This is a genomic window from Amycolatopsis sp. CFH S0740 (genome assembly GCF_004522315.1).
GTDB lineage: Bacteria > Actinomycetota > Actinomycetes > Mycobacteriales > Pseudonocardiaceae > Amycolatopsis > Amycolatopsis nivea.
The window spans coordinates 23,284-41,879 of record NZ_SDLS01000050.1 but is presented as its reverse complement, the minus strand read 5'-3'; the positions used below and the strand labels follow the sequence as shown (position 1 = coordinate 41,879).

At 69.3% G+C, this 18,596-nt stretch carries 18 protein-coding genes; 8 read left to right on the top strand and 10 right to left on the bottom strand.

Going from position 1 to position 18,596, the window contains the following annotated elements:
* Positions 1 to 1,969 (top strand): polyprenol phosphomannose-dependent alpha 1,6 mannosyltransferase MptB (mptB, locus tag EIZ45_RS44040; RefSeq protein WP_205671787.1); only part of this gene is annotated, 1,969 nt, incomplete at its 5' end.
* Between the two features lie 575 nt (positions 1,970 to 2,544).
* Here mptB and EIZ45_RS44035 read toward each other — a convergent pair.
* From EIZ45_RS44035 to EIZ45_RS44025, 3 genes are read right to left on the bottom strand one after another with little or no spacing between them, the layout of a single operon-like run.
* Positions 2,545 to 3,039: an SRPBCC family protein gene (locus EIZ45_RS44035; protein WP_134669911.1), complete on the bottom strand. Its 495-nt coding sequence runs from the start codon at positions 3,037 to 3,039 to the stop codon at positions 2,545 to 2,547.
* Positions 3,036 to 3,380, bottom strand: coding sequence for a helix-turn-helix transcriptional regulator (locus EIZ45_RS44030; protein WP_134669912.1), 345 nt, complete (start codon positions 3,378 to 3,380; stop codon positions 3,036 to 3,038). Before EIZ45_RS44030 ends, EIZ45_RS44035 begins: the two co-directional genes overlap by 4 nt.
* Positions 3,381 to 3,410: 30 nt before the next feature.
* Positions 3,411 to 4,001, bottom strand: coding sequence for a helix-turn-helix domain-containing protein (locus EIZ45_RS44025; RefSeq protein ID WP_063697878.1), 591 nt, complete (start codon positions 3,999 to 4,001; stop codon positions 3,411 to 3,413).
* A 90-nt stretch (positions 4,002 to 4,091) separates the two neighbouring features.
* Between EIZ45_RS44025 and EIZ45_RS44020 the strand changes: the two genes are divergently transcribed.
* Complete coding sequence (locus tag EIZ45_RS44020) at positions 4,092 to 5,765, top strand: bifunctional NAD(P)/FAD-dependent oxidoreductase/class I SAM-dependent methyltransferase (RefSeq protein ID WP_134669913.1); 1,674 nt, start codon at positions 4,092 to 4,094, stop codon at positions 5,763 to 5,765.
* A 166-nt stretch (positions 5,766 to 5,931) separates the two neighbouring features.
* Here EIZ45_RS44020 and EIZ45_RS44015 read toward each other — a convergent pair whose 3' ends face one another.
* Positions 5,932 to 6,258 (bottom strand): putative quinol monooxygenase, encoded by a 327-nt coding sequence (locus tag EIZ45_RS44015; RefSeq protein ID WP_134669914.1) that lies wholly within the window; start codon positions 6,256 to 6,258, stop codon positions 5,932 to 5,934.
* 56 nt (positions 6,259 to 6,314) lie between these two features.
* Here EIZ45_RS44015 and EIZ45_RS44010 point away from each other — a divergent pair, with 56 nt between their 5' ends.
* The 3 genes from EIZ45_RS44010 to EIZ45_RS44000 all read left to right on the top strand — a co-directional run bounded on the left by EIZ45_RS44010 (position 6,315) and on the right by EIZ45_RS44000 (position 8,459).
* A complete protein-coding gene (locus tag EIZ45_RS44010; protein WP_134669915.1) occupies positions 6,315 to 6,752 on the top strand; it encodes a MarR family winged helix-turn-helix transcriptional regulator in 438 nt (145 codons plus the stop codon).
* Between the two features lie 52 nt (positions 6,753 to 6,804).
* Positions 6,805 to 7,359, top strand: coding sequence for a dihydrofolate reductase family protein (locus EIZ45_RS44005; protein WP_134669916.1), 555 nt, complete (start codon positions 6,805 to 6,807; stop codon positions 7,357 to 7,359).
* A gap of 119 nt (positions 7,360 to 7,478) precedes the next feature.
* Complete coding sequence (locus tag EIZ45_RS44000; protein WP_205670315.1) at positions 7,479 to 8,459, top strand: chitinase; 981 nt, start codon at positions 7,479 to 7,481, stop codon at positions 8,457 to 8,459.
* A 57-nt stretch (positions 8,460 to 8,516) separates the two neighbouring features.
* Here the strand turns inward: EIZ45_RS44000 and EIZ45_RS43995 are convergent, their stop codons facing one another.
* From EIZ45_RS43995 to EIZ45_RS43975, 5 genes are all read right to left on the bottom strand, one after another.
* A complete protein-coding gene (locus tag EIZ45_RS43995; protein ID WP_043839175.1) occupies positions 8,517 to 9,278 on the bottom strand; it encodes an HAD family acid phosphatase in 762 nt (253 codons plus the stop codon).
* Positions 9,279 to 9,301: 23 nt separating this feature from the next.
* The gene (locus EIZ45_RS43990) at positions 9,302 to 10,510 is read right to left on the bottom strand and encodes a class I SAM-dependent methyltransferase (protein WP_134669920.1); all 1,209 of its coding nucleotides are present in this window, start codon (positions 10,508 to 10,510) and stop codon (positions 9,302 to 9,304) included.
* Between the two features lies 1 nt (position 10,511).
* Complete coding sequence (locus EIZ45_RS43985) at positions 10,512 to 11,477, bottom strand: class I SAM-dependent methyltransferase (protein WP_134669922.1); 966 nt, start codon at positions 11,475 to 11,477, stop codon at positions 10,512 to 10,514.
* Positions 11,474 to 12,253 (bottom strand): enoyl-CoA hydratase/isomerase family protein, encoded by a 780-nt coding sequence (locus tag EIZ45_RS43980; RefSeq protein ID WP_101435362.1) that lies wholly within the window; start codon positions 12,251 to 12,253, stop codon positions 11,474 to 11,476. The genes EIZ45_RS43985 and EIZ45_RS43980 overlap by 4 nt, the downstream gene beginning before the upstream one ends.
* Before the next feature lie 73 nt (positions 12,254 to 12,326).
* Complete coding sequence (locus tag EIZ45_RS43975; RefSeq protein WP_134669924.1) at positions 12,327 to 13,139, bottom strand: ABC transporter ATP-binding protein; 813 nt, start codon at positions 13,137 to 13,139, stop codon at positions 12,327 to 12,329.
* A gap of 282 nt (positions 13,140 to 13,421) precedes the next feature.
* On the opposite strand from EIZ45_RS43975, the gene EIZ45_RS43970 reads away from it, so the two are divergent.
* Complete coding sequence (locus EIZ45_RS43970) at positions 13,422 to 13,967, top strand: cysteine dioxygenase family protein (RefSeq protein ID WP_134669926.1); 546 nt, start codon at positions 13,422 to 13,424, stop codon at positions 13,965 to 13,967.
* The gene (locus EIZ45_RS43965) at positions 13,964 to 14,359 is read left to right on the top strand and encodes a rhodanese-like domain-containing protein (protein WP_134669929.1); all 396 of its coding nucleotides are present in this window, start codon (positions 13,964 to 13,966) and stop codon (positions 14,357 to 14,359) included. The genes EIZ45_RS43970 and EIZ45_RS43965 overlap by 4 nt, the downstream gene beginning before the upstream one ends.
* A 105-nt stretch (positions 14,360 to 14,464) precedes the next feature.
* On the opposite strand, the gene glgP is transcribed toward EIZ45_RS43965, so the two are convergent.
* Complete coding sequence (glgP, locus tag EIZ45_RS43960) at positions 14,465 to 17,008, bottom strand: alpha-glucan family phosphorylase (RefSeq protein WP_043839182.1); 2,544 nt, start codon at positions 17,006 to 17,008, stop codon at positions 14,465 to 14,467.
* Between the two features lie 128 nt (positions 17,009 to 17,136).
* Here glgP and EIZ45_RS43955 point away from each other — a divergent pair, with 128 nt between their 5' ends.
* Positions 17,137 to 18,579: a neutral zinc metallopeptidase gene (locus EIZ45_RS43955; protein WP_037811879.1), complete on the top strand. Its 1,443-nt coding sequence runs from the start codon at positions 17,137 to 17,139 to the stop codon at positions 18,577 to 18,579.
* Positions 18,580 to 18,596 lie beyond the last annotated feature (17 nt).

Sequence of the window (18,596 nt, the reverse complement as noted above, 5' to 3'; positions counted from 1 at the left end):
TCTAACTAGCGACGAATTTACGACGCAGGACACTAGGTCTTCCCGAGCGAGCACGTCTGCCGCCGGTCTCGTCGGTAAACGCGTCTCCACACCAGCGTTCGCCGGAAGAGGCGCTTCCGTCTCGGCGCACTCCGGGAAACGCGCCTTGGCTGCGCGGTTTCCCGGGTGCGGAGCGTCTGCCGTCGGGCTCGCTGGATCGGTACTGGTTTCGCTCGGCGCGTTCGGCGCGGGCGCGACGGTGCGGCATGATCCCGTGCTGTCCAGGACCGTGTTGAGCGCCGCGCGCTTCGGCCATGGCCGCCTGCTGGCGACTGCTGTTGTCTATCTCGGTATTTTCCTCCTGGTATCAGCTTGGGTCCGATTAGGACACTCCGCGCGTGCGGGACAGGCGGACGCGCGGAAGATCGTGCGGGCCACCTGGATGTGGTGTGCACCGCTGCTTTGCGCGCCGCCGTTGTTCAGCACGGACCTGTACACGTACCTCGCACAGGGGGTGGTGGCACAGTCCGGGTTCGATCCCTACACCCGCGTTGCGGCGGACTTTCCGGGTCCGATCACTGACAATGCGGCTGGCGGCTGGCTGCGTATTCCGTCGCCTTATGGGCCGTTGCATATCTTAATCGTGAAAAGCGTCCTCTCGATAACTGGTGACAACGTGATTCTCGGGGCGCTGCTGACCCGCCTTGCCATGACGGCGGGTTTGGCGCTGATGTGCGTCGCTGTGCCGATCTTGTGCCGACGGCTGGGCGCGCGGCCGGAATGCGCACTTTGGATGGCGGCTGCGAACCCGTTGACGGTGCTGTGCGTGGTTTCAGGCGGGCACAACGATTTGCTGATGATCGGGCTCTTGAGTGCGGGTGCGGCGTTGGTGATCACCACTGTACCAGGGTTCGGGTTCGTCTTGGTAGCACTTGCTGCGGCGGTGAAAGTTCCGGCTGCGGTGGTGTTGCCGTTTCTCTGGTGGGAGTGGGTGCGGCGTCGATCGGGTGGACGGTTTTCCTTTCGTGGCTATGGGTTCACACTCATCGCCGCGGTGTCCATTGTGGTCGTTACGATGGGTCTCTGCAGTGTCTTCGCCGGGGTCAGCCTCGGGTGGATTCGTGCGCTGAGCGGAAATTCGGAGCTCGAACCGTGGTTGTCGGCGTCGACTTCGGTCGGGAAGATCGTGGGCTTACTCGCAGGCGAGCCGGCGGAAGTTGTTGCGGTGAGCCGGGTTTCGGGCTGTGTTGTGCTCGTGGTTGTGGTCGCCTGGTTGTGGTGGCGTTCGCGAGCGGGCGGCGCGGGTGCGGTGCGCGGAGCTGCTGTGTCGCTGTTTGCGACTGTTGTGCTGGCTCCGGTGGCGCTTCCCTGGTACTTCACGTGGCCGTTGGTTCTGGGAAGTGCTGCTGCGTGGCCTGCTTCTCGGGTCGCCGTTGCGGCCGCTGCGTCCATGTGGTTGGTGGTCAGCACTCATCCTGATGGCAAGAGTTTGTTGCCACCATGGGGGTTTGGGGTGCTGGCGGTGGCATCCGTCGTCGTGGGCGTGCTGACTGTGCGCGGGAAGTTCGCACGGTTGGGTGATGCCGGGGCTGGTAGAGTGGTGGCATCAACCTTCGAAGGTTCTTCTTTACCCATCAACGGATTTCTTGCCATTCGTGCGCGTCTGTGTGCCGGTTTGAGTGTGGCGTTCAAGGATCGTGACCGTGTTGCGGTTACTGCACCGCGGCCTGCCGTGGCGGTGATCGACAGTGCTGAGGCGGTGCCGGTCGGGCCGCGAGCGGGCGGATGGGGCGGCGGCGAGCGGCGGGCGGATTGCAAGGCGGGCGACGAGCAGTGTGCAGGGAGGTGGATCGGCGACAAGCGGCGAGCGGACAGTCAAGCCAGCGACGGACGGTGCGCAGGCTGCAAGATCGAGGGCAGACGACGGGAGGGCAGCAGCGAGCGGCGCACGGGCAGCAGGGTCGGCGGTGAGCGGCGCACGGGCAGCTAGGCCAGCGATGGACAGCGGCCGGGCAGCTTGACTGACAATGGGCGGCAGCTGGGCAGCAAGGCCGATAATGGGCGGCAGCCGGGCAGGAGGGCCAGCGGCAAGCGACGTGTGGACAGTCGCACCGGTAGTAGACGTGCGGACAGTCGCACCGGTAGTAAGCGGCAGCCAGACGGCGAAACCAGCGTGCGCGCGGCACGCGAAATGCTCGACGACCCGCGCCACGGCGAGCAGCGCGCGGACAGCCGAACCGGCAACAAACCGCAGCCAGACAACGAAACCTGCGACAAGCAGCGCGGGAAAAGGAGGTGCGAAGACAAGCAGCGGCCGCACAGTTGGGGCGGAAGGGAGCAGGTGAAGGGTGGGACGGAAGGGAGTAGGCGGAGGGCCCAGCGGTGCGTGCATGAACGCCGCCGAGGCCGATCGCTGGGGAGCTCAGCCAGGCGTAGCGCGACCGTCGTGCTGACACGGAAGAGCGACGACGCTGAGCATGGCTGGCTGAGCACGGGTTCAGGTTGTGCGTGCGCTCAGCCGGGCCAGGCTCCAGGGAGGAGAGTCAACGAGAAAAACCCGCCGGCTCAATTCAGCGAAACCGCGACTTCTTCCAGTGCGTCCATCGACGTCTGCATTCCGCCCTCCATACCGGATTCCAGGATGGCGTCGCGGAGTTCCTTGGTGTGCGTTTCGGTCAGCATGGTCACTGTGGTGCGGCCGCCCGATTCGGCGAACGTCACGGTGACCACGGGAGCTTCCACATCCTCGGCACCGGGGGTTTCGTAGACCTCGGTGTGGACCAGGCGTTCGTTGGGCGTTATCTCTCGGTACTCGCCGTGAAAAGCGACCTCGAAATTGCCGTTCGCCAGCATCACGTAGCACCATTGGCCGCCGATGCGCAGGTCGATGTCTACGGACGTCACGGTGCCTCCTTTGCCTGCCCACCAGCGTTTCACCAGCTCCGGCGTGGTCCAGGCGCGGTAGACGTGCTGTCGCGGGGCGGCGAAGTCGCGGGTGATCAGGATCTGGTCGTCAGCGGGCAGCGTCACCTTCGCGGTGCCGGTCGTCGTGTCGGTCATGGGGTTTCCTCCTCGGTCGTGTCCATTTCTTCCAGCACGGCGTCCAGCGAGGCGAACCGTTCCTCCCAGGAGCGTTCGTAGCGGCGTACCCAGTCGTGGATCGGTTTGAGGGCGCGGCCGTTCAGGCTGTAGAGGCGTTGCCTGCCCTCGTCTCGTACCTCGACCGCGCCTACCTCGCGCAGAACTCGCAGGTGCTTCGACACTTGCGGTTGGCCTAAGCCCAGCACGCGGACCAGGTCGTTCACTGGGCGTTCGCCCTCGGCTAGGACGTCCAGGATTTCCCGGCGCCGTGGTTCGGCGACGGCGTTGAAGACGTCCGCGGTGGTTGCTGCCCGTGCCATGCGGCAATCATATGCCGATATGGGTATGCGTCAAGAGGCTGGGCGGGCGCGGACGTGGAAGCGTTCTCCTTGCGGGCCGAACAGGGCCAGCACCTCGCAGACCTCCTCCCCCGCGTTGCCGAACCAGTGCGGGACGTGGGTGTCGAACTCGGCGACCTCGCCTGGTCGGAGGATCACGTCGTGTTCGCCGAGCATCAGGCGCAGCTGTCCGGACAGGACGTACATCCACTCGTATCCCTCGTGGACCCGCTGGTCCGGGGGTTCGGGCGAACGTTCTGGCGGGAGGATCATCTTGTAGGCGCGCAGGCCGCCTGGGCGACGGGTGAGCGGCAGGTAGGTCCTGCCGTGCCGGACGAAGGGTTTCGGGTGCAGGCGCGGGTCGCCGGTCGGGGGTGCGCCGACCAGTTCGTCCAGCGGGACCTGGTACGCGCGGGCCAGGGCCAGCAGCAGCTCCAGGGTCGGTTTGCGCTGGCCGGCCTCGAGGCGGGACAGGGTGCTCACCGAGATGCCGGTCGTTTCCGAGAGGCCGGTCAGCGTCGCGTTGCGTTGTTTGCGCAGGGCGCGCAGCCTCGGGCCGACCGCGTGCAGGACGTCGCCCAGGTCCTGGTCGTCTTCGCTCATGCCGTTCAATTTGCCACTTCGGCAAAGAACTTTGTCAAGTCGGCGCGTTCTCCGGATAGTCCGTGGCACGGGGACTGACAGGAGGATCCAGTGGACGAAAAGTACGACGTGGTGGTGGTCGGCGGCGGTGCGGCCGGGCTCAGCGGAGCGGTGGCGCTCGCTCGGTCGCGGCGGTCGGTGCTGGTCGTGGATTCCGGCGAACCGCGCAACGCGCCAGCGGGACACGTGCACAACTATCTTGGCCGCGAGAGCACACCGCCCGCCGAGTTGCTCTCGCTCGGGCGCGCGGAGCTGGCCGGGTACGGCGGCGAGGTCGTCGCAGCGACGGTGACCTCGGTTACCAAGGGGGACAACGGGTTCGAGATCTCGCTGGCCGACGGGCGGCGCAGGCGCGCGCGGCGGGTGCTGGTCGCGACCGGTCTCGTCGACGAGCTTCCCGACGTCGCCGGGCTGGCGGCGCGGTGGGGGCGCGACGTGCTGCATTGCCCGTACTGCCACGGCTGGGAGGTCCGCGACCGGGCGGTCGGCGTGCTGTCGACCGGTCCGATGACCGTGCACCAGGCGTTGATGTGGCGGCAGCTGACCGATGACGTGGTCGTTTTCCGGCACACGCACGGGGATTTCGACGAGGCCCCGCTGCTGGCTCGCGGGATCCGGATCGTGGACGGGGCGGTCGCCGCGGTCGAGGCCGAAGGCGACCAGCTGACCGGGGTGCGGCTCGAATCGGGCGAGGTCGTGGCGCGCGAGGCGTTGGCGGTCGCGGCGCCGGCCAGGACGCGGGCGGACTTTCTCGCGCCGCTCGGGATCGAGCCGGAACCGGTGGAGTTCAACGGTTTCGTGATCGGCACGCGGGTTCCCGCGGACGCGGCCGGGCGGACGTCGGTGCCCGGTTTGTGGGTGGCGGGGAATGTCACGGACATGCGGGCGCAGGTCGTCGTGTCAGCGGCGGCGGGGCTGATGGCCGGGGCGGCGATCAATGGCGAACTGGTCGAGGAGGAGGCCGCGGAAGCCGTGCGGCTGCGGGAAATGCCGTTCTCGCATGAGATGGAGCGGGAGGTTGCGCGGGCTAACGAGCGCCTCGCCGAGGACCGGGAGGGCGCGCGAGCCGACGAGCGCCAAGCCGATGAGCGAGAGGTCGCGCGAGCCGACGCGCACCACGCGGAGGCACCGCCGTTCGACCGGGCTTCTTGGGAGGAGCGGTATCGCTCACAGGACGGAATGTGGAGCGGACGGCCGAACGATCAGCTCGTGACCGAGGCTCGCGGTCTCGAACCGGGGCACGCGCTGGACGCTGGTTGCGGTGAGGGTGGCGACGCGCTGTGGCTCGCGCAGCAGGGCTGGCGCGTGACGGCGGTCGACTTCTCCACGACAGCCATCGAACGTGGACGCGTGCAAGCGGCGAAACTCGGGGTGGCGGACCGGATCACGTGGGTTGCGGCGGACTTGGGCGAGTGGGTGCCCGAGTCGAAGTACGACCTGGTGACGTCGCATTTCCTGCACATTCCGTCGACGGCCCGTACCGCCGCGTTCGCGCGGCTCGCGGACGCGGTGGCTCCGGGCGGCACGCTGCTGGTGGTGGGGCACGACCCCGCGGATCATCACGCTGGGCGGCCGCACATGCCGGACATGATGTTCACGGCGGAGGAAGTGGCGGAGACGTTGGATCAGTCGTGGGCGTCGGTGGCCGCGGACAATCGTGAAAGGCCTGCGGTCGGGGCGGAGATGGTGGTTCGGGACACCGTGCTGGTGGCTCGGAAGAGGTGACGGCTCCCCCGGTCTGGCTACGGGCAACCCTGCCAGACCGGGGGGTCGGCCGCAGCTGGGTTGCTGAGGGGTGGCGTGAGGCAGCGCCGTCATGCCGGGGCGAGGTCGGCAGGGCTCGCGCGTCCGCATCGGCAGACGCCGGGGTCACCCGTTGACCCAGCATGAATCAGGCGTGGTGCACGGATTCCACGGTGCACAGGTGCGGATCGCTCTCGGCCAGGGCCAGGGCCGCGGACAGGTGGTCGCGGCATTCCGGGGCGGCGAGCATGGCCTGGAAATCCTCGGCGCTCGCCCACTGGGCGTAGTTCACCACGCGGGTGCCGTCGGTGCTCGCGTGGATGTTCGCGGACACGAAACCGGGCCGGTGGCGGATGACCTCCTCCGTCGCCGTCGTCAGGACCTCGACGAGGGCTCGCTGCTTCTCCGGGGCGACGGTGAAGACGTTCACCAGGGTGGCGACGTCGGCGTCGGTGCTGATGGTGGTGAGCGGCATCGGACTCTCCCTGTGACAGGTTCCTGACAAGGGCCATTATGTGTAAGGTTCCTGTCATGGGTCAAGAGACGACGCGGCGGCCGGGCTACCTCGTAAAGCGAGTGCAGCAGGCGTTCCGGCAGGCGTCCGACGAGCTCTTGCGGCCGATCGGGCTGTCGATGGCGCAGTACGCGGTGCTGGCGGCACTGGCGGAGAACCCGGGAGCGTCGTCGGCTGAACTCGCGCGGCATTGTTTCGTGACGCGGCAGTCGTTGCGGGACGTCCTGGCCGGACTGAAGACGGCCGGGCTGGTCGCGGTTGCCGCGGAAGCGTCGACCGGGCGGGCGCGGCCGGTGCGGCTCACGGCGTCCGGCGAAGATCGGCTGAACGAGGCGCACCGGGTGGTCGACCAGGTCGAGGAGCGGATGCTCGCCGGGATGCCGGAGGACGAGCGGCATCGGCTGGCTGAGCTGCTGAGCATCTGTTCGGAGAACCTGACGCCAGGAGACCGATGAGTTTTCGCTGCCCCGCCGGTCTACCTCGTTATTGAGCACACGAGGAGGACCCATGGGCAAGGTGTTGTGGCACGTCGCGATGTCGCTGGACGGGTTCGTCGCCGCGGACGGGCATGCGATGGACTGGATGTCGGGCGTGCGTGTCACGCCGGGGGTGCACGAGGAATCCATCGCGCGGATCGGGGCGATTCTGGGCGGGCGGCGCGGGTTTGACGCGCTCGTCGCCCGCGTGCCCGGGGAGGTCGCCAGGCAGCCGTATGGCGGAGCGTGGAGCGGGCCCGTTTTCGTGCTCACCCATCATCCGGAGGACGCTCCGGCCGAGGACGGGGTCACGTTTCTCGGCTGCGACGTCCGGGAGGCGGTCGAGATCGGGCTCGCGGCGGCCGGCGGGAAGGATCTTGAGCTGCACAGCCAGGACATCGCGCGGCAATGCGTTGAGCTGGGGATTCTCGACGAGTTCCAGGTGCATCTCATGCCGGTGATGCTGGGCTCCGGGGTGCGGCTGTTCGACAATCCGGGCGGGAAACCGGTCCGGTGGGACCGGGTGCACGACGGGGATCCGGCGCTGGCGGTCGACCTGCGGTACCGGCTCGCCGCGCGACGCTGAATCCCGGTCAGCGGGACGGATCGGCCTACTAATGGCGTATGGCCTCCACAAGGTTATTGGTCTATACCATTTGGACAGGGGTTTACCGCCCCTCGGTCCTCACCGTGGAGGTTCCACCTATGCGTCTCCCCTCCCCCCGGAAACTGGCGGCCGCGCTCGGCGGGTTGCTGGCCGTAGCCGGACTCGCGGCGCCGCCGAGCACCGCGGCCGCGGCGAGCGGCTCGTCGATCGCGCTCGCGCCCTATGTGGACATGGGCGCGTGGCCGTCGCCTGTGCTGTCTTCGATGTCCCAGCAGAGCGGCATCAAGAGTTTCACCCTCGGCTTCGTCACCGGAGCCGCTTGCAAGGCCAGCTGGTTCGCCGCTTACGACCCGCGCCAGGGCTGGCAGTCCGACGAAATCGCGAAGATCCGCGCGGCTGGCGGAGACGTCAAGGTCTCGTTCGGCGGTGCGTCCGGCGTCGAGCTCGCGCAGGCGTGCGGGGACGTCAATTCGCTGGTCGGCGAGTACGAGGCGGTGATCAAAGCCTACGACCTCAAGTACATCGACGTGGACATCGAGGGCGCGGCGGTCGCCGATCCGGGCTCGATCAAACTTCGTTCGCAGGCACTGAAAAAGGTGCAGGACGACAATCCCGGGCTCAAGATTTCCCTGACGCTGCCGGTGCTGCCGACCGGGCTCACCTCGGACGGGCTGAACGTCGTGACCTCGGCGCGGGACGCGGGCGTCAACCTCGACCTGGTGAACGTCATGGCGATGGACTACTACCAGGGCTCCGGCGACCAGGGCGCCAAGGCGATCCAGGCCGCGCGATCCACGCAGGCGCAACTGAAATCGGCGCTCGGACTGTCCGATGCGGACGCTTGGCAGAAGGTCGGGCTCACGCCGATGCTCGGCGTCAACGATTCGCAGAACGAGATCTTCTACCCAAAGGACGCCAGCGCCGTGGTCAGCTTCGCGCAGAGTGTCCACCTGGGAATGCTGTCGTTCTGGGAACTCGGCCGGGACGCGAACGCGTGCAGCGGGCCGCTGTACCGGTGCACGAACATTTCCCAGCAGCCGTACGAATTCTCGAAGATCTTCGCCGGGTACTCCGGCTGAGGAGAAACGGAGCAGCCCGGGCCCGGCGCGGGACCCGGGCTGCTTCCGGCAAGGAACTCAGGGCAGGTAGTACATCGGGTTCGGCAGCTTCACCGGGCGGTCCGCGTAGCCGCCTTCGAGGTCGCTGAACTGGTCGCCGAGGTTGAGCACGATATGCGCGCCAGTCGACTGGATGTGTGCGCGGGTGCCCGACTTGTACTGGACGGTGGTGCAGGTCAGCCCGCACGGCAGGTAGTCCGGCGGGGTGGTCTTCGGCTTGAAGTACGCGCCGGCCGGGGTCGGGTAGCCCTCGTTGGCGAGGTTCTTGAGCGACTGCGGGCCCTGCTTGTCGTTGCGGCCGGTCAGGAAGTAGATCCGCACCCCGCGGTCGGCGGCCCACTTCGCCAGCTCCAGGACCGGCTTGTTGGCCTCGAACGTGCCGTCGTCGATGGCTTTCTGCTGCTTCACCGGGTCGAAGCCGAAGTCGTTGTCGGCTTCCCAGCCGTAGGTGACCTCGGACGTGTCGTCCACGTCGAGCACGATCGCCGGGTTCTTCACCTTCCCGAGCTTCTGCTGCAGGTACCGCTTCGCGTCGGCGACCACGCGCTTGGTGTCGGTGACGAACCGGCTGGTTTCGGAGTAGTGGTGCTTGCCGGACGCGTCGAGCCAGTCGCCGTAGTACGCCTTGACGTCGTTCTTCACCTGGCCGATGTTGGCCGGTTCGCGGCCGTGCGCGGCAGTGACGGCGTCGGACCCGGCCAGCGCGGTCGCGCCGCCTGCGACGGTGGCTCCGATGGCCGCGGCGGCGGCCAATTTGACGAGAGCGGGAAAACGAGACACAGCGACCCTCCAGTGATGATGCGTCAACCCGCAGAACTTACGCCGCGTTCCCCGGCTTGGGAACCCTCCATCGGGATGCGCTCGGCACGGCACACGAACGCCACCGGCGACCGGCCGATCCGCGTCAGCACCACAGTGGACTCTTCGCGACCGCGCGGTTTCAGCTTGCGACGCAAGGCGTCCGGGTCTACGTCGAGGCCGCGGACGAGGATCTCCAGCCGTCCGACGTCGAGCTTCTTCAACGCCTGCCCGAGCGTCTTTTCCCGGTACGGCAACTGTTCGAGCACCCGGAAGGCACGCACTCCGGGCGGCGGCGTGTCGCCGGTGAGGTAGGCGATGCGTTCGTCCAGCTGCCACAAGCCGTGCCGCGCCGCGTAATGCCGCACGAGCCCGGCTCGGACGACCGCGCCGTCCGGATCGACGAGCCACTCCCCCGCCGCCCGCACGGGGATGTCGTCCGGCTCCGCGTCAGTGAGAGTCCACTGTGTACCGTCCGAACGCAACACTGTCGCGCGGCGGGTGACCCCGGACGAGAGCCCTCGCCACAGGCAGGCTTCGCGGACTTGGCCGTCGAGCGACACGAGTTCGACCTCGTCCGCCCACGGCGCGATGGAGAAATCCATGCCGGGCGCGCATTTCACCGACAGGATCCGGCCGGGATACGCGGCCACGAGTTCGTCGAGCGGCGGCAGGAAGTCGGCCGGACGCCACACCCGGCGACCCGCGGAGTCGCGGCGGGCGGGATCGGCGACCACTGCGGTGGCCCGGGAAATCGGCCGCAAGGCGTCGGCCCGGGCGATGAGCGGGGAGACTCCGGCAGCGGAAGCGTTGTGCTGAGCCATTTCCAGCCGTACGGGGTCCACATCGGACCCGACCGCCACCGAGGCGACGCGAGACAGTTCAACCAGGTCCGCGCCGACCGAGCAGGTGACGTCGTGCACCGGCAACCCCGCGAGCCGGGAAGCGCGATGCCGGGCCACTGGCGAAGCGCTCGCCTGCTGCAAGGCGTCGCCAGTGAACAGCCAATCTTCGGACGAAGCCAGTTTCAGAACCGATTTACGCCGCAGCGCAACGGTTTCCAGCACCGGGGAAGCGTGCTCCCCGACCAGGCGACGAGCGGTCGTGACGTCCGCGATCCGCGAACCGTCCAAAGCGGAGCACTCGGCGAGCGCCGCCCGTCCCGCGCCGGAGCGCAGGAAGGCGACGTCGTCGAGCGTGAAACCGTAGGGCAATTCAGGACGGCCGCTTGGTCCCGGTGATCATCACGTTGTAGAACAGCTCGCGCGGCAGCACCTTCGACAGCAGCTTCTTGTCCAAAGCGGACAGCCGCAGCCACAGGTGGTAGGCGAACAGCCGCCAGCGCACGGTGAGCTTCTCCTGCGGCACCGCGGCCTCGAAGGTGCGGATCGGCCATCCGGCCAGCGCCGCCGAGAACTCCTCGGTGACCGCGCGGACGTCCTGGGCGCCGGCGCCGCGCGCCATCGCTTCCAGCTCCGACGGGTCGAAGGTGTGGATGTCGACCACGGCCTCCAGCGCCGCCGCGCGCGAGGATTCGTCCAATTCGGACTGCGGACGCCGCCAGCCGCTCAGCGCGGGCAGCTTGGTGATGTTCGTGGTCAGGTACCAGGTGAGCTGGCCGAGGCGGCGCGCGTAGCGGTCGCCGATTTTCGTCGGCTCGCCGGCGAACACGAACCGCCCGCCCGGCTTGAGCACGCGCAGCACCTCGCCGAACGCCTGGCGCACGTCCGGGATGTGGTGCAGCACCGCGTGCCCGACCACGAGGTCGAACGTGTTGTCGTCGTACGGGATCCGCTCCGCGTCGGCGACCCGGCCGTCGACGTCAACGCCGAGGCCCTCGGCGTTGCGCAGCGCGACCTGCACCATGCCCGGCGACAGGTCGGTGACCGAACCCTTCTTCGCGACGCCGCCCTGCATCAGGTTCAGCAGGAAGAAGCCGGTGCCGCTGCCCAGTTCCATCGCGTGCTGGTACGGCTGGCCGTCGTCGCCCGCCACCGCGTTGAACACGTCGGTGGCGTAGGAGATGCAGCGCTCGTCGTAGGAAATCGACCACTTCTCGTCGTACGTCCCGGCTTCCCAGTCGTGGTAGAGGACGTTCGCGAGCTTCGGGTCGGCGTAGGCCGCCTTGACCTCGTCTTCGGTGGCGTGCGGGTTCGGCGCCGGGTCGGACACGGAAGTCACTTCCCCTCGAAACTGGCCTTGCCGGGGCCGTTGTCGATGAACGACTGCATGCCGTTGCGCTGGTCCTCGGTCGCCCACAGCGCGGTGAACAGCTGCGTTTCGATCTTGAGGCCGGTCGCCAGGTCGACGTCGAGGCCGGAGTCGATCGCGGTCTTGGCCGCGCGCAGCGCCACCGCCGGGCCGTTCGCGAACTGCGAGGCCCACTTGCGCGCCGCCGCGTACACGTCGTCCGGGGCCACGACCTCGTCGACGATGCCGAGCTTGAGCGCCTCTTCGGCCTTCACGAACCGGCCGGTGAAGATCAGGTCCTTGGCCTTGCTCGGGCCGATCAGCCGGGTCAGCCGCTGCGTGCCGCCCGCGCCGGGGATGATGCCGAGCTGGATCTCCGGCTGGCCGACCTTCACGTTGTCGCCGGCGATCCGCCAGTCCGCGGTCAGCGCCAGTTCGAGGCCGCCGCCGAGGGCGTAGCCGGTGATCGCGCAGACGACCGGCTTCGGGATGTTCGCGACCCGGGCGAGCGACGCAGTCAGCTCGGCGCCGAACTTCGCGATCTCCGGGTACGTGCGGGACGCCATCTCCTTGATGTCCGCGCCGCCGGCGAAGGTCTTCTCGCCGCCGTAGAGGATCACCGCGCGCACGTCGTCGCGGTCGGACGCCTCGCGCGCGGCCTCGGCGAGCTCGGCCTGCACCTGGTTGTTCAGCGCGTTGACCGGCGGCCGGTCCAGCCGGATCGTGCCGACCCCGCCCTCGACCTCCAGGGTTACGAACTCTCCCACGCGAACTCCTCCTCGTTAACGGCGTTGACGCAGCGCCAGCAGGCTACCGGCCGGTAAGGCCAACCTAGCCGACCTACCTGCGGCGGGCGAAGAACCGCTCGCCCGAACGCTGCAGCACCAGGTCCTGGTCGAACGTCTTGGACAGGTTCTCGCTGGTGATCACGTCGTCCACCAGCCCGGACACCACCGCGCGGCCCTCGCGCAGCAGCAGCGCGTGGGTGAAGCCCGGCGGGATCTCCTCGACGTGGTGGGTGACCAGCACCATCGCCGGCGCGTCCGGGTCCATCGCGAGCACCGACAGCCGGGCCACGAGGTCCTCGCGGCCGCCGAGGTCGAGGCCCGCGGCGGGCTCGTCGAGCAGCAGCAGCTCCGGGTCGGTCATCAGCGAGCGGGCGATCAGCACGCGCTTGCGCTCGCCCTCGCTCAGCGTGCCGAACGTGCGCTCGGCCAGGTGCGCGATGCCGAGCGTGCCGAGCAGTTCGGTCGCCCGGTCGAGGTCCATCCGGTCGTACTGCTCGCGCCAGCGGCCCATCACCGCGTACCCGGCGCTGACCACGACGTCGGCGACGCGCTCGTCGCCGGGCACGCGCTGGGCGATCGCGGCGGAGGTGAAGCCGATGCGCGGGCGCAGGTCGAAGATGTTCACCTTGCCGATCCGGTCGCCGAGCAGGTCGACGGTGCCGGAGGTGGGGTGCAGTTCGGCGGCGGCCAGGCGCAGCAGGGTGGTCTTGCCGGCCCCGTTCGGCCCGAGCACCACCCATCGCTCGTCCAGCTCGACCGCCCAGTCGAGGGCCGCGAGGAGGTCGTTTCCGGTACGGCGGACGCCGACACCGGACATCCGCACGACGAGGTCGTCAGGATCGCTGGGCAGGATCGGCTCGCTCACGAGCCCATTGTGGCGGTCGCCCGGGCACGGACTCGCACCCGCCCGGGGCTAACGGCGCGCCGGGCGTCCAGCCGCTGGGACGAGCGGCCGTGATCGCGTGGCTGTGGCAGCATCCCCGGCATGTCCAGGTCCGCGCGCCCCGTGTTGTGGCGCCGTCGCGCGATCGACCTGCTCCTGGTGGCTTCCAGCGGATGTAGCCGGGCGCGGCACGCACGCTGATCTTCCGTCGGCGTGCCGCGCTGCCTCGCGTCCCGGCACCGACTCATTTCAGGAGCACCCGCGTTGACCACGTCCATCGTCCGTCCGGAAATCGAAATCCACCCCCAGCTGACCGATCCGCTGCTGCCCGAACTGCTGCACCCGTCGCGGCTGCTGTGGACGCCGCGCGAACTGGTCGATCTGACCCGCACGGTCACCACCGAACTGACCACCAGCCTGTGCGACGTCCTGCGCTTCGACGAGGACCGGCGCTGGTGGGCGCGCCTCGCGCTGACCGACGGCGTCGAACTGTGGCTGCTGTCGTGGCTGCCCGGCCAGGCCACGAAGCCGCACGACCACGGCGGCGCGTCGGGTTCGTTCACCGTGCTGCAGGGCGAACTCGGCGAGGAGTACCGCTACCCCGGCGGCCCGGTGCGCCGCCGCACGCACCTCGCGGGCCAGGGCATCGGCTTCGGCGCCGGACGCGCGCACCAGGTGCTGGGCGTCGGCAGCGAACCGGCGGCCAGCGTGCACGCCTACTCGCCGCCGCTGGTGTCGACGCGCGAGTACACGAGCCTCGCCGACGTGCCGAACGAGATCCCGCCGCTTCCTGCCATTGTGCGGTCATGAGCGCACTTGATGGTTTCCTCGCCGCCGCCCGGTCCACGCTGGACCGGGCGGACCCGGCGCGCGCCGCCGAACTGCAGGCCGACGGCGCGCTGATCGTCGACATCCGGCCGTACGCCAACCGGGTCGCCGAGGGCGAGATCCCCGGGTCGGTGGTGGTCGAGCGGATCCACCTGGAGTGGCGGCTGGCCCCGGAAAGCGAGTGGCGGCTGCCGGGGGTTTCGGCGGAGACGGTCGCGGTGGTGGTGTGCAACGAGGGGTACGCGTCGAGCCTGGCCGCGGCGGATCTGCAGCGGCTGGGGTTGGTGCGGGCTACGGATCTGGTGGGCGGGTTCCGGGCTTGGGCGGCGGCTGGGTTGCCGGTGCGGGAAGGCGGAACCCCGGCGGTCGATTGAGCTGGGTCGCGAGCGCCCCAATGTGGCATTGGGTGCGTCCCACGCACCGAACGCCACATTGGGTGCGTCAGATGCACCCAATGTGGCATTGGGGCGCGAGCGGGCTCAGGCGAGCACGACGCGCGCCAGTTCCGCCGGGCTGGCCAGCAGCGGATGCTTCGGCAGCACCCGCACCGTGTAGCCGACCGAACCCGCTCGGGGCAGGCGCAGGGTCGCGGCGAACGCGCCGATTCCGTCCGGTGTCATCGGGACCTGCACCGCGTCCGCGAGTTCGTCCCCGTCGCCGACCTGGCCCACTACGGCTTGGATGTCCACTTCGGACGGTTCGAGGCCCGCCAGGTCGATCCGGGCGCGGATGGTGACCTCGGTGCCCACCACGAGGCGTTCAGTGTGGTCGTACTGGAGTTCGGCGTCGAAGATCCGCACGCGCGGCCACGCGACTTCCAGTTTGGTGCGGTAGTCCGCCAGCGAAAGCGCGCCCTGGTGGCCGTTGTCGGTGGCGGCGGCGACCATCCTCGATGCGGGCAGATAACCGGAATCCACGTACTCGCGCACCATTCGCGACGCCTGCACGCGCGGGCCCAGCGTTTCGAGCGTGTGCCAGACCATCGCGAGCCAGCCGGTCGGCACGCCGTCCTCGCCGGTGTCGTAGTAGAGCGGCGCGATCTGCTGGCCGAGCAGGTCGTACAGTGCCGCGGCTTCGAGGTCGTCGCGGCGGAGCGGGTCGGTGACGCCGTCCGCGGTGGGGATGGCCCAGCCGTTCGAGCCGTCGTAGCACTCGTCCCACCAACCGTCCTTGATGGACAGGTTCAGGCCGCCGTTGAGCGCCGACTTCATCCCCGACGTGCCGCACGCCTCCAGCGTCCGCACCGGGTTGTTCAGCCACACGTCGCAGCCGCGGTAGAGGTAGCGGGCCATCGACATGTCGTAGTCCGGCAGGAAGACGATGCGGTGGCGCACCGCGGGATCGTCGACGAACCGCACGATCTGCTGGATCAGCTGTTTGCCGTTCTCGTCGGCGGGATGCGATTTGCCGCCGATCACGATCTGGATCGGCCGCTTCTCGTCCAGCAGCAGCGCGCGCAGCCGGTCCGGGTCGCGCAGCATCAGCGTGAGCCGTTTGTACGTCGGCACGCGGCGGGCGAAGCCGACGGTCAGCACGTCCGGGTCGAAAACGCGGTCGGTCCAGCCCAGTTCCAGCGCTGACGCGCCGCGCTGCATCCACGCCGCCCGCACCCGCCGCCGGACCTCGCCGACCAGCTTCCCCCGCAGTTCCCGGCGCAGTTCCCACAGCTGCTGGTCGCTGACGCCGTCGCGCAGCGAACTGTCCGGCGTGCGGCCCTCGTGGCCGAACTCCTCGTGGTTGCCGCCGAGCAGCGCGCTCAGCTCGCGCGCCACCCAGGTCGGCCCGTGCACGCCGTTGGTGATGGACGCGATCGGCACCTCGGCGTCGTCGAAACCGGGCCACAGCCGGGAAAACATCCGGCGCGTGACGCGGCCGTGCAGCTTGGAGACGCCGTTCGCCCGTTGCGCCAGCCGCAGTCCCATGTGCGCCATGTTGAACAGGCCTGGGTTGTCCTCCGCGCCGAGTTGCAGCACGCGGCGGACGTCGACGTCCGGGACGAGCCTGCCGTCGGAGAAATACCGCTGCACGAGGTCGACCGGGAAGCGGTCGATGCCCGCGCTGACCGGCGTGTGCGTGGTGAACACGGTGCCGGCGCGGACCGCGGGCAGCGCCTCGTCGAAGGCGAGACCGTCGGACTGGATGATCTCGCGGGCGCGCTCCAGCCCGAGGAATCCGGCGTGGCCCTCGTTGGTGTGGAACACCTTCGGCTGCGGATGCCCGGTCAGCTCGCAGAACTTCCGCACCGCGCGGAACCCGCCGATGCCGGCCAGGATCTCCTGCCGGATCCGGTGGTCGGCGTCGCCGCCGTAGAGCCGGTCGGTGACCGAGCGGAGGTCCTCGTCGTTGGCCTCGATGTCGGTGTCGAGCAGCAGCAGCGGGATCCGGCCGACGCGCGCCCGCCACATCTGCGCGCGCAGGTCGCGTCCGCCGGGCATGGCGACCTCGACCAGCACCGGGCGGCCGTCCTCGGTGACCAGCTCCAGCGGGAAGGCGTTCGGGTCGATCACCGGGTAGTGCTCGACCTGCCAGCCGTCCAGCGACAGGCCCTGGCGGAAGTAGCCGGACCGGTACAGCAGGCCGACGCCGACCATCGGGACGCCGAGGTCCGAGGCCGCCTTGAGGTGGTCGCCGGCGAGCACGCCGAGGCCGCCGGAGTAGTTCGGCAGCGCCTCGGTGACCCCGAATTCCATCGAGAAGTACGCGACCGCCTGGGGAAGGCCGTCGTCGGTGCGCCGCTGGTACCAGCGCGGTTCGGTGAGGTAGCGCTCCAGCCCGGCCGCGGCCTCGCGGGTGCGGTCCAGGAAGTCCTCGTCCTTGGCCAGTTCCTCGAGCCGCTCCGGCGGCAGCGCGGTGAGCATGCGCAGCGGGTCGCGGATCTTGTTGAACAGGTCGGCGTCCATCGAGGCGAACAGGTCGCGCGTCGGCGGATGCCAGGTCCAGCGAAGGTTGGTCGCGAGTGCCCCGAGCCCGGCGAGCGGCTCGGGCAGGCTGGCACGGACGGTGAACCGGCGGACTGCACGCATGGTCAGCGACGATATCCGGCCCGCTTCGCCCGCGCTCGCACCCCACTTCGGGGATTGCCGCCACGTTCCGCCATCCGGGTCAGTAATGTCCCGGTTCGTTGTCGGACGCGGATGGGGAACGAGGGAACATGAGCCGAGGGGGACGCCGGTACGCGCTGGTCGCGCTGGTCGCGGCGACCGTGCTGGGGACAGCCGCGTGCGGGGACAAGACTCCGGCGGCGACGCCGGGAGCCGGGAACGTCGCCGGCCTGCCGGTCACGCACTTCGAGAGCGGGCTGCGGACCGACGCGCCGCGGCCGGACCTGCGGGTGCGCAACGCCAGCGGCGGCGAGGACGACCAGCTCGCCACCGCCGCGATCGCGGACGTGCAGGCGTACTGGACCGAGGCGCTGCCCGCGGAGTTCGGCGGCAAGCGGTTCGAGCCGGTCAAATCGCTGCTGTCCTACGACTCGAAGCACGATACCGAGGACACCGCGTGCGGCAGCGTCAAGCAGCTGGTGAACGCGTTCTACTGCGCGGGCGACGATTCGGTGGCGTGGGACCGCGGCGTGCTGCTGCCGATGCTGCGCAAGCGGTTCGGGCCGATGTCGGTGGTGACCGTGCTGGCGCACGAGTTCGGCCACGCGATCCAGTACCGGCTCGGGGCGACCGCGGGGATTTCGAAGTCGACGCCGACGGTGGTGAAGGAACAGCAGGCGGACTGCTTCGCCGGCGGGTACTTCCGGTGGGTCGCCGAGGACAAGAGCAAGTTCTACCGGGTGTCGACCGCCGAGGGGCTCGACCAGATCATGGCGGCGATGTTCTTCATCCGCGACCAGGCCGGGACCAGCGCGACGGACCGGCAGGCGCACGGCACGGCCTTCGACCGGACGTACGCGTTCCAGGCCGGGTTCGAGAAGGGGCCGAAGGAATGCGCGGCGATGAACGCGCAGAACGTGCAGAAGCGGTTGACCGAGCGGCCGTTCGACTCGGGCGACAAGGGCAAGGGCGACGCCCCGTTCGACGAGCAGCGGGTGGCGAAGCTGAAGGGCAGCCTCGACGAGGCGTTCCGGGAAGCGGGCGTGCAGGGGCCGCAGTTCCGGGCCGGGTCGGGCAGCTGTCCCGGCGGGCCGAGCACGCCGCCCGCGTCTTATTGCCCCAACGACAACACGGTGGTTTTCGACCAGCGGGCGCTGGAGAAGCTGGCCGAGCCGGTGGACCAGGAAGCCGAGATGGCCGGCCGGCCCGGGGGCGGGCTGGGCGACTTCGCCGCCTTCGCCGAACTGGCGTCGCGGTACGCCATCGGGGTCCAGAAGGGCGTGGGGGCGTCGATCGACACGCCTAACGCCGGGTTGCGCACGGCTTGCCTCGTGGGGGCCTGGGCGGCGTTCTCGAACCACCCGACCGGCGAGGTGCGGCTGAAGCTGTCGTCCGGCGACCTGGACGAGGCGATCGCGGATCTGCTCCGGCCGGACGGGCTGGTGTCGGCGAACGTGAACGGGGAGCGGCCGGACAGCGGGTTCGACCGGGTCGAGGCGCTGCGGCGGGGCTATCTCGAGGGGTCGTCTTCCTGCTCGAAGCAGTACCCCTGAGCCAGACAGAAAAAGGG